Here is a 10,726-nt window from a genome sequence, read left to right on the forward strand (position 1 = left end):
GCCCGGACGCCGTGTCGGCCCTGGTGCCGTACCCCACCGCCGACGGCTATGTCGCGCTGCGGGCCTGGCGGCGTCCCGCGCACGCCGAGACCGAGCACGTGCTCGTCGGCGAGGAGGCCGTCACCGTCACCGCCCGTGCGCTGCGGGCGGACGTCTCCGGCGGCGGCGCGGTCGTCCGGGCCGTGTCCCGGCAGGGCCCGGAGTACGACGCCGAGGTACCCGTCCGGGTTCTCGGAGCGGGCGGGTTCACCTTCCGGCTGCCGGCCGCGGACCTCCTCCGGCGCGGGCTGCCGGACGCGGAGCAGCCCCGGGTGTGGGACCTGCGGCTGGTTCCCGGCCCCGGGCGGGAGCCGGTGTCCGTCGGGCGGCTGGGAGGCGACGGCGTGGACCGCAAGCACACCGATGTGCTGCCCGCGCTCCGCTACGGGCACCCGGAGCACGGCGCGGTCCGTCTGCGGCCGTACTTCACGCCCGCGGGTGACCTGGCGATCAGCGCGCGGGGCGGCGCGGCCGCCGGGGACTGACTCCTCCCCCGGACCGGCCCGCCCGCCGCGCCCGACGGCCCGTCATGCCCGGCCGCGCGGCTGTGCCCGCGGGCCCGCCGCAGGTGCGCGAGCGATCATGCCGAACGGCGGCGGTCGGCCCAGCGCCCGGCACCTCGCAGGCCGCGGTCCCGCGGAGCAGCGGGAACGGCTCCACGCCCGTCCGTCCCGAAGCGATCAGCCGCTCCTTCGACCAGGTGCCCTTCACCACCCCCGGGACCGGGCGGTCCGCACGAAGACCGCGCGGTCAGGTACCGGCAGGGTCCTGTGCCGCCGGGCGGTCCATCTCCTCCGCCGCCTCGTCCGCGACCTGCGCCGCGGCCGCCTCCCCGGTGGCCGCCTTCGGCGGGACCGCGGGGACCGGCAGCACGACCGGGAGCCGCAGCGCCCCGAAGGCGTCCGCCGGTACCGCGGGGCTCACCGGCTCGACCGCGGCCAGCCGCCGGTACTCCTCGCCCTGCGCCGGACGCGGGTCGGGGTCGCCGTTGTTCGGCCAGAGCGACATGGCGCGCTCGGCCTGCGCGGTGATGGTCAGCGAGGGGTTGACGCCCAGGTTCGCGGAGACGGCGGAGCCGTCCACGACATGGACGCCGGGGTGCCCGTAGAGCCGGTGGTACGGGTCGATGACGCCGTGGTCGGCGTCCTCGCCGATCGGGCAGCCGCCGAGGAAGTGCGCGGTGAGCGGGGTGCCCATGACCTCGCCGACATTGGTGCCGGGGAAGCCGTTGATGTCCTCGGCCATCAGCCGGGCGGCCTCGGCGCCCTCCGGGATGAACAGCGGGTTGGGCGCGCCGTGGCCCTGCCGGGCGGTGAGCAGTCCCTTGCCGAGGCCCTTCGGCTTGCGGTAGGTGTCCAGCGAGTTGTCGAGGCTCTGCATGACCAGGCCGATGATGGTCCGCTCGGACCACTTGTAGTTGGACAGCGAGCGGAGCGTCAGCAGCGGGTGCCGGGCGAGATGCAGGACGTGCGCGAGGGCCCGGGGCAGCCGCGAGCCGTGCGGCACCTGGAGCGTGGTCAGCAGGCCCATGGCGTTGGAGCCCTTGCCGTAGCGGACCGGCTCGATGTGGGTGTTCTCGTTCGGGTGGATCGAGGACGTGATCGCGACGCCCTTGGTGAAGTCCGGCCGCTCGCCGTGCGTCTTCCGGTAGCGGGCGTGGGAGGTCATCGAGCCGACGAGGGCCTCGGAGTTGGTGCGGGTCAGGGTGCCGAGCTTCGGTGAGATGCGGGGCAGCAGTCCCTGGTCGCGCATGGTGTGCAGCAGCGTCTGGGTGCCGTACGTACCGGCGGCGACGACGACCTGCCGGGCGCGCAGAACCTCGGGCACGGACCGCTTCTTGTCGGTGGGGACGGTGCTGACGCGGTAGCCGCCCGTGCCGTCCTCGGCGACGGCGGTGACGGAGGTCATGGGGTGCACCACGGCACCGGCCTTCTCGGCGAGATACAGGTAGTTCTCGTTGAGGGTGTTCTTCGCGCCGCGACGGCAGCCGGTCATGCACTCGCCGCACTCGTTGCAGGCGTTGCGGGACGGGCCCGCGCCGCCGAAGTACGGGTCCGGCACCTCCTCGCCGGGCCGCGCCGTGACGCGGCCCTCCGCGTCCTTGCCGTCGCCGAAGAAGACGCCGACCGGCGCGAGATGGAAGGTGTCGCCGACGCCCATCCGTTCCGCGGCGGCCTTGAGGTGCACGTCGGAGGGCGTCGTCGTCGGGTTCAGCCGGACGCCGAGCATCCGCTGCGCCTGCTCGTAGTAGGGCGCCAGCTCCTCCTGCCAGTCGGTGATGTGGCCCCACTGGGTGTCCTCGAAGAAGGGCCGCGGCGGGACGTAGAGGGTGTTGGCGTAGTTGAGGGAGCCGCCGCCGACGCCGGCGCCCGCGAGGATCATGACGTTGTTCAGCAGATGGATGCGCTGGATGCCGTAGAGGCCGAGGGCGGGCGCCCAGAGGAAGTTCTTCAGGTCCCAGGAGTTTTTCGGCAGCGTGTCGCGGGTGAAGCGGCGGCCGGCCTCCAGCACCCCGACGCGGTAGCCCTTCTCGGTCAGGCGCAGGGCGGATACGGATCCGCCGAAGCCGGAGCCCACGACGATGACGTCGTAGTCGTAACTGTCCTCGGCCACGGTGTCGGCCCTCCCGTGCTCGTCGGTCTCGTCCTGGTGCGCCGTCGGGACACCGCGCCGCGGGCGCGGGCCGGGGGCGGTCCGCGCCGTCGGCTCACGGCGGGTGCCGGCGGGGGCTGGAGCTGCTGTGGGGGTTGTGGGGGACGCCGCCGGCCCCGGGGGGCAGGGCCGGCGGCGGGTCAGCGGAGGCGGGCGGCCTTCATCACGCGCAGGCTCAGCGACATGAAGGCGGCGTACTTCTCGTCGTCCAGCCCGAAGGACGGGGCGAGCGGCATGATCCGCTGCTGGGCGACGGTCTGCGCCTCGGTGTATTTCAGGATGCCCTCGGCACCGTTGCGGCGGCCGATCCCGGACTGGCCCATGCCGCCCATCGGCGCCTGGACGCTGCCGTAGCCGGCGGCGTAGCTCTCGTTGACGTTGACGGAGCCGGTGCACAGCCGGGCGCCGAGGGCGCGGCCGCGGCGGCCGTCCCTGGTCCAGACGCTGGAGTTCAGCCCGTAGTCGGTGGCGTTGGCCAGCTCGACGGCCTCGTCCTCGTCGGTGAAGCGGTAGACGGAGACGACCGGGCCGAAGGTCTCCTCGGTGCAGACGGCCATCGGCTCGCGCACTCCGTCGAGGATGGTCGGCTCGTAGAAGAACGGCCCGACGTCGGGGCGGTGCCTCCCGCCCGTGACGAGGGTCGCGCCCTTCTCGACGGCCTCGTCCACATGCCGGCGTACGGTCGCCAGCTGGCGCTCGGAGGCGAGGGAGCCCATGTCGGCGCCGTACGCGAGGGCGGTGCCGAGCCGCAGCGCCCGGGCGCGGGCGGCGAAGCGCTCCAGGAAGTCGTCGGCGACGGACTCGTGGACGTACAGCCGCTCGGCCGCGATGCACAGCTGGCCGGCGGACGGGAAGCAGGCACGGACGGCGCCGTCGGCGGCCTTGTCCAGGTCCGCGTCGCGCAGCACGATCATCGCGTTCTTGCCGCCGAGCTCCAGGGAGCAGCCGATCAGGCGGTCCGCGGCGTTCCGGGCGACCTCGCGGCCGGTGGGGGTGGAGCCGGTGAACGAGATGTAGTCGGCGTGCGCGGCGACGGCCGGGCCGACCACGGGGCCGTCACCGAGGACGATCTGCCACAGCTCCTCGGGCAGCCCCGCCTCGATCAGCAGCCGGCGGGCCCACAGGGCGGTGAGGGCGGTCTCGGTGTCCGGCTTCATCACGACGGCGTTGCCCGCGGCGAAGGCCGGGAGCGCGTCGCCGACGGAGAGCGCGAGCGGGTAGTTCCAGGGGGTGATCATGCCGATGACGCCGCGCGGCTGCCGCAGCTCGGTGACCTTCGTGAGCACCGGGACGGCTCCGGTGCGCCGCCTGGGCCGCAGGTAGGACGGCGCCTTGCGGCCGTAGTGACGGGCGGATATCGCCGCGATCTGCACCTCTTCGTGCGCGTGCAGCCGGGTCTTGCCGGTCTCCAGCTGCACCAGGTCCAGGACCTCCGACTGCCGGGCCAGCACCAGGTCGTGGAAGCGGAGCAGCACGGCGGCGCGGCGGCGCGGCGACAAGGCCGCCCAGGAGCGCTGTGCCGTACGGGCCCGGGCGACGGCCTCCGCGACGTCCTCCGGGGTGGACTCCGGCAGCTCCGCCAGCCGGTCGCCGCCGAAGGGGGTGTGGTTGGCGGTCACCCCGCTGCCGCTGACGCCCCGCGTGAGCCGGGCGACCAGCTCGGGGGTGACCACATCGGCGGCGGTGCGGGTGCCGGCGGGCGCGGTGAAGACAGGGTTGCCGCCCGCGGCGGCGGGGGCGGCGTCCTGTACGGGGGCCTGGGAGTCCGTCATGCCGGGGAGCGTATGCCTGCCGGAAGCTTTTGTGTACCCGGCGGTAACCCCTTTTCACGGCAACTCCACACCGTGCCAGTGTTCACTGGCACAACGGCCCTGGTCAGCGGCGTTCCGGCGGGATGGACACGATTGTGGCACCAACCGTTTCGGCACACACGTCAGCGCCCGTCGTCACAGCTCCTGGATCCTGAGGTGCTCCACGATCTCCGCGTACAGCTTCTCCCCGTCGGCCCTCGCCTCGCCTTCCGCGGGCATCTGCACGAGCAGCCGCCAGTACACGGTGTCCTTGTCGTTGACGTACAGATGGTCGATCTGGTGGCGGGTGATGTCGGTTTCCGCGCTGCCGTAGCTCCGGTAGGTGGTGACCACGTCCTTGGCGGGCCGGCCCTGCCGGGTCGCGTCCCGGACCGTGCTCGTGACGTCCTGCATGGTGCTGTCGGCGCCGCCCTTGTACCAGTCGGCCCAGGAACGGGCCTCGCGCTCCAGCGGCTCGGCCTCCTCCGCGTCGTCCACCCGCCACAGGCTCACGGAGAACACCCCGCTGGGATCGGCGAAGCTGACCTTCGCCTCGTCGGTCGCCACGGTGCGCCGGTAGTCCTTCGGCACGGCCAGCGAGGCCTTGACGACCTCGCCCTCCTCCCGGACCACCCAGCCCTCCGGCGGGGCGTCGGACGCGAAGGGGTCGGCCAGTTGCAGGACCAGGGTCACCGCCAGGGCCAGTGCCACCGCGCCGCCGAGGCCGAACCGCGCCCTCCTGCTGGTACGGAGCGCGCGCAGGAAGCGGCCGCCCGTGCCGCCGCCCGGGGTCATGGCGCGGGTCGCGAGGAGTGAGGCGGGGGGCTGCGGCGGATGTGCCACGCTCGTCAGGGCACGGCGGATCTCGGGCACCGCGGGGCGGGCCGCCGGATCCTTGCGGAGCAGTTGCATGATCAGGTGGCCCAGCGCCCCGGCGCCCCGCGACGGAGCGGCCGGCTCGGCCGACAGCACGGCCTGGAGCGTGGCCGGGGTGTTGGCGCGGCGGAACGGGGACACGCCCTCGACCGCCGTGTAGAGCAGCACACCGAGCGACCAGAGGTCGGACTCGGGGCCGGGAAGCCGGCCCAGCACCCGTTCCGGCGCGATGTACTCCGGCGACCCGACGAACCCGCCGGTCTCCGTCAGCCGTTGCTCACCCTCGACCTGCGCGATGCCGAAGTCGGTGAGCACCACCCGGTCGTACCGGCCGAGCAGGACGTTGTCCGGCTTGACGTCCCGGTGCAGCACGCCCGCCTCGTGTGCGGCGGCCAGCGCGCCGAGCACGTCGAGGCCGATCCGGGCGGCCTCGCGGGGATCCAGGATGCCCTCGCCGAGCCGGTCGCCCAGCGAGCTGCCGCGCAGCAGCTCCATCACGATCCAGGGGCGGCCGTCCTCGACCACCACGTCGTGCACGGTCACGACCGACGGGTGGTCGATCCCGGCGGCGGCGCGTGCCTCGCGGCGCATCCGCCGGTGGACCGTCTGCCGCTCGTGCTCCGGCAGATGGTCGGGGATCCGCGGCTCCTTGACGGCGACATCGCGCTCGACGACCTCGTCGCGGGCCTTCCAGACGGTTCCCATGCCGCCGTGGCCGAGGCGCCCCGTGAGCCGGTACCGCCCGCCGATCAGCCGCCCGCTCTCCGGGGCGGCCACCGCCCGCGTGGGCTCGTACCCGGGCGGCGTGGCCGGTTCCGGCGCCGGTGCGGGTGGCTGCGCCTGTGCGGGTGGCTGTGCGGGTGGCTGTGCCTGTGACCGGGCCGGTGCCTGGTCCGCGGCGGCCGCTGCCGGTGGCTGTCCGGGTGCGGGCTGCGCCGGTAACGGCGTGCCGCCGGGTGCCCCGGCCGGCTCGGGACTTCCCGCGGAGCCCGCGGACCGTGCGCGGTCCGGCGGCCGGAGTGCGTAACTGGTGGGCTCGTCGGCCCGTCCCCCGTCGTTGCTCATGGGCCATCAATACCGCTTACGGGTACGGGAATTCCACTCGCCCGGGACGAGTGATGCGGCGCTGTGACGCGGAGCGGCGCCCCGGCGGCGCCGGGGCCCGGCTACCAGTCGGCGCGCGGGTGTTCCCGGTGGGCGTCGGTGGCCGAGTCGGTGTCCGCGGGATGCTGTGCGGGACGCGGTTCCGGGCGCGGTTCCGGGCGCGGTTCGGCGGGCCGTTCGCGGGCCGCGGCGCGGGCTGCCGCACGGGCTGCTCCGCCGGCCGCGGTGCCGGTCGCGCCGTCGGCCCCGGTACCGGTCGCGGTGCCGGTCGTCACGCCGGTCGCGGTGCCGGTCGCGGTGCCGGTCACGGTGCCGGTCACGGTGCCGGCCGGATGAGACGCGGCCGGGCGGTGGGCCCCCGGGGCGAAGGCGCGGGGCGCGGCCCGGGGCAGCGCCTGCGGGGCGGTCTGCGGGGTGGTCTGCACGGTGGTCTGCGGGGCGGACCGTGAGGGGGACTTCGGGATGCCCTGCCGAGTGGGCTGCCGAGTGGACTGGGGCGTGGACTGGGGCGTGGCCTCGGGCGTGGCTTGCGGGGCGGGCTGCCGGGCCGGCCGCGGGAGGGAGAGGGGCGTCGCTTGCGGGACCGGGCGGGCCGCCGCCCGGGCGGCGGGACCGGAGAGGGGGCGGGAGCCCGGGCCGGGCACGGCCGCGGGACGAGCCGTTCCCCCGGGTCCGGCCGCGGTCCCGGGTCCGCCACCGGGAGCCTCCGTGCCCGCTCCCGGACCCTGGTCCGCCGCCCGGGACGCCGCCGCCCGGGACGCCGCCGCCGGGGACGCGGAGCCCGGACCGGCCGGGACCGGGGAGGTCGCGGACGGCGAGCCGGGCGTCGGTGAGCCCGAAGAGGCGGACGAACTCGGCTCCGGGTCCCGGGAGGAGAGGGTGGCCGTCGGCCGGCTGGTGAGCGACCCGCCGGGCTCCGGGTGCCCGCCCGGGCCGTCGTCGCCCGTCTCCGCGGGGTCGTCCGGGCGCGAGGTGGACGTGCGGTCGTCCAGCGGGGTGCCGTCACCGTTCACCAGCATCGCCACCGCCGCGACCCCGGCCCCGCCCGCGGCGGCGACCATCAGCGCGGCCGCCAGCGCCGTACGCCCGCGGCGCCCGCGGAACCGTAACGGCAGCCGGTCCTCGGGCACCGGACCCGGCGCTCCCGGAAGGCCCGGCGCCCCGCCGGGAGGCGGTGACTCCTCCGGCGGGCGGAACTCGGCGGGCACCCGGTCGGCGGGCGCGTACGCGTTCGGAAGCTGCGGCATGCGGTTGGTGCGCAGGAAGACCCGCAGCAGCGCCTCGGCCGTCGGAGCGGGCAGCCGGTGCGCCGGGTCGCGCTCCAGCAGGCCCCGTATCACCGGCAGCAGCGGGGCGGCGGCGTCGGGCGGCCGGATCTCGTCGGCGACGACGGCGTGCAGCACCCCGCCGAGGGAGTCGCGCTGGAACGGGGTCCGGCCGCTCAGCGCCGCGCACAGCAGCACGCCCAGCGACCACAGGTCGGACTCCGGACCGGTGCCCGTGCCCGCCATCCGCTCCGGGGCGGTGTACTCCGGGGAGCCGACGAAGGTGTCCCGCTCCGTGATGGTCGTGCCGCCCTCGACGTGCGCGATGCCGAAGTCGGTGAGCACGACCCGGCCCACCCCGCGTTCCAGCAGCACGTTGGCCGGCTTGAGGTCGCGGTGCAGCACCCCGTGCCGGTGCGCCACCTGGAGGGCACCCAGCAGCGCCAGACCGATCCGGGCCGCCTCGCGCGGCGGTACCGGGCCCTCGGCGGCCAGGCGTTCGGCCAGCGACTGTCCGTCGACCAGCTCCATCACGATCCAGGGCCGCTCGTCCTGCTCGACCACGTCGTACACGACGATCAGGCTCGGATGCTTGAACTGCGCGATCGTACGGGCCTCGCGCAGGGTGCGCTCACGCTGCGACCGCGCGTCGCTCTCGGGCAGGTCTTCGCCCACGTGAATCTCTTTGACGGCGACCTGACGGTGGAGCAGCTCGTCGGTGGCACGCCATACGGTTCCCATGCCGCCCCGGCCGAGCCGGGCGTGCAGCCGGTAACGGCCTGCGATCAGCGGGCTCTCCGCCCCGAAGCTCCCCATGCAGCCCATGGTGCACCAGGTTTTCAGCCGTTCCGAGGGCCGTCGCGTGCCGGTTCGAATTAAACTTCCCTGCCAGGAGGGTTTTTCGGCCACTCTGGCGGGCCTTCGGGGGCCCTCGGCGGCCCCGGCGCACCCGGCCGCCGCCGTGCCACCGCGTCAGCCGGTCGTACGGTACGTGGCCGTCGCCTGCTCGAAGTGGTGCGCCACTTCCTGCTTGTCGGCGACCGGACCGGTGACCTGGACGACGTGGTAGCGGCCGTCGAGAATCATCGCCAGATTGCGAGTGTGAACTTCGCGGTCGCTGTCGTCGCGCCAGGTGAAGGCGCCCTCCGCCATCGCCGTGTCCCCCACGTCGATCCGGCGCAGACCGGAGGCCGACGACCACTGCGACTCCCGGAACGACGCCAGTTCGCGCTCCGCGTCCTGCTGGTACGCCATCGGGTCGTTGCCGAACTCGTCCACCCCGTCCCGGCCCGGCACCACGACCAGCTCGAAGCGGCCCCGGGTGTACCGGATCTGGCCCAGCGAGTTCTCCCCCTGCCGCTGCCAGTCCTCGTGCACCGCGACCTGGAATCCCGCCGGGTCCTTCCGGATCCCGAAGCCCTTGGCGAGGTTCGCCGGTTCGGAAGTCTGCGGCGATCCGGACGACTCCGGCTCCCGTTCGCCGCTGCCGCCGTTCGTCCTCCCGGCTCCCTCGTCCGGGTCGTCCCCGGAGTCCGCGGGCGGCACGTCGGGCGCGGAACTCGCCGCCCCGGCCGCACCGGTGCGGTCCGCTCCGCTGTCGCCCGTCTCCCCGGCCCGGGGCATGAACAGCATCGCGTACGCGACGGCTCCCGCCAGCGCCAGCAGGATCAGCACCAGCAGTGTCCGGCCGAGGCTGCGCGGGCCGCGCCGGTGCTCCTTCGCCCGCTTGTGCCGGCCGTGCACGACGGCCTGGGCGGCGCCGCGGCGCCGCCGCACCAGCTCGCCCCGGCGGCGCAGCACCGGAAGCCGCCGCGGATCGCGGGGTTCCTCCGGTCCGGTCGACGGCACGGTGACGGTCCTGCTGCCGAGGTCCGGCTCCGGCGCCGTCCGGATCAGCGACCGCAGCCAGCCGCGCAGCTCCTCGAACTCCGGGCGCTCCGCCGGGTCCTGCCGCAGCAGCGACTCCACGACCGGGCGCAGGGCCCCGCACTCCTCGGCGAACGCGGGGGCCTCGGTGCACACAAGCTGCACCAGCTCGGCGGCGCTCTCCTCGGGATACGGGGCGTGGCCCTGCACGGCCCGGAACAGCAGCGCGCCGACGGCCCACAGATCGGTCGCGGGCCCGATCGGCGGCGCGAGCTGCCAGTTCCCCCGGACCGGACCGGCCTGCTCCGGGGCCCACCGCTCGGTCACCGCCCCGACGACGACGAGCCGCGCCTGCCGCGCCCGCTCGGCGGCGAGCGGCGTCGCGGGCCCGCGCAGCCCGCCCGGGCCCCGGCCGGCGGCGACGAGATCGTCCCAGCGACTGGCGGCGACGGCCGGCGCGGTGCCGCTCCGGGGGGCACCTGCGGGGGTGTCCACGGGGGCGCCGTGGTGCGCGCCCCGGCCGGGCCGGGTGCCCTCCCCGGTGGCTCGGTCGTCCCGGCCGGCCCGGTCGTACGGCTGCACGGCGCCCGGGAAGCCACCGCGCTCCTGCGGCTGCCCGCCGTACGTGTCGCGCCGCCCGTACGGCTGTACGGCGGCCCGGTCGCCGCCGCCCCGCGGCTCGCCGTGCGGCGGGCTGCCCTGCCCGTACGGCTGCCGCCCGTCGTGTCGCCGCGTCTCCTGCTCGTACGGCTGCGGCTCATCCTGTCGCCGGGCTGCCGGGTCGTACGGCTGCCGCCCGGCCAAGCGATCCTCGCCCCGGTCGTACGGCGACCGCCCGGCCAAGCGATCCTCGCCCCGGTCGTACGGCGACCGCTCACCGCGCTCCGGCGCGGTCTGCCCGTACGGCTGTACGGAGGTCCGGCCGGCACCGCGGTCCTGCGGCTCGTCGTGCCGCGGATCCTCGTGCCGCGGGTCCTCGTGCCGCGGGTCCTCCTGGTCGTACGGCTCTTCCGTCGGCCGGTCGTAGCGAGCCGGGAGCCGGACGGGGCCTGCCGTTGAACGGTCCCGGCGCTGCGGTGCGGGTGCCGGCCCGGTCCGCCCGGTGCCGCTCTCCGGCTCGGGGGCGGGCCGACC

6 protein-coding genes and 1 pseudogene are annotated in these 10,726 nt (G+C 75.5%); 2 read left to right on the forward strand and 5 right to left on the reverse strand.

The window, feature by feature from the left end:
- Window positions 1-524 (forward strand): annotated as a pseudogene (locus GCU69_RS32445) (glycosyltransferase family 4 protein); the annotation flags it as partial.
- 265 nt (window positions 525-789) lie between these two features.
- Here the strand turns inward: GCU69_RS32445 and GCU69_RS02700 are convergent.
- The 5 genes from GCU69_RS02700 to GCU69_RS02720 form a co-directional block, all read right to left on the reverse strand.
- A complete protein-coding gene (locus tag GCU69_RS02700; RefSeq protein ID WP_156205021.1) occupies window positions 790-2,652 on the reverse strand; it encodes a GMC oxidoreductase in 1,863 nt (620 codons plus the stop codon).
- A 179-nt stretch (window positions 2,653-2,831) separates the two neighbouring features.
- Window positions 2,832-4,463 carry a succinic semialdehyde dehydrogenase gene (locus tag GCU69_RS02705; protein ID WP_156205022.1) on the reverse strand — a complete coding sequence of 544 codons (1,632 nt, stop codon included), beginning with the start codon at window positions 4,461-4,463 and terminating at the stop codon, window positions 2,832-2,834.
- A gap of 174 nt (window positions 4,464-4,637) precedes the next feature.
- The gene (locus tag GCU69_RS02710; protein ID WP_156205023.1) at window positions 4,638-6,422 is read right to left on the reverse strand and encodes a serine/threonine-protein kinase; all 1,785 of its coding nucleotides are present in this window, start codon (window positions 6,420-6,422) and stop codon (window positions 4,638-4,640) included.
- Between the two features lie 101 nt (window positions 6,423-6,523).
- Window positions 6,524-8,542, reverse strand: coding sequence for a serine/threonine-protein kinase (locus tag GCU69_RS33380; RefSeq protein WP_235978169.1), 2,019 nt, complete (start codon window positions 8,540-8,542; stop codon window positions 6,524-6,526).
- Window positions 8,543-8,698: 156 nt separating this feature from the next.
- Entirely contained in the window at window positions 8,699-10,087 is a 1,389-nt protein-coding gene (locus GCU69_RS02720; RefSeq protein WP_156205024.1) for a serine/threonine-protein kinase, read from the reverse strand.
- A 9-nt stretch (window positions 10,088-10,096) separates the two neighbouring features.
- Here GCU69_RS02720 and GCU69_RS02725 point away from each other — a divergent pair, with 9 nt between their 5' ends.
- On the forward strand, window positions 10,097-10,651 hold the full coding sequence (locus tag GCU69_RS02725; RefSeq protein ID WP_156205025.1) for a hypothetical protein: 555 nt from the start codon (window positions 10,097-10,099) through the stop codon (window positions 10,649-10,651).
- Window positions 10,652-10,726: the final 75 nt, after the last annotated feature.

Source organism: Streptomyces lycii, assembly GCF_009735685.1.
Taxonomy (GTDB): Bacteria; Actinomycetota; Actinomycetes; order Streptomycetales; family Streptomycetaceae; genus Streptomyces; species Streptomyces lycii.

Bases quoted from the DNA above. Each gene is read 5' to 3' on its own strand.
- GCU69_RS02710 (WP_156205023.1), bottom strand. From the start codon at position 6,422: ATGAGCAACGACGGGGGACGGGCCGACGAGCCCACCAGTTACGCACTC.
- GCU69_RS02705 (WP_156205022.1), bottom strand. From the start codon at position 4,463: ATGACGGACTCCCAGGCCCCCGTACAGGACGCCGCCCCCGCCGCCGCG.
- GCU69_RS33380 (WP_235978169.1), bottom strand. From the start codon at position 8,542: ATGGGGAGCTTCGGGGCGGAGAGCCCGCTGATCGCAGGCCGTTACCGG.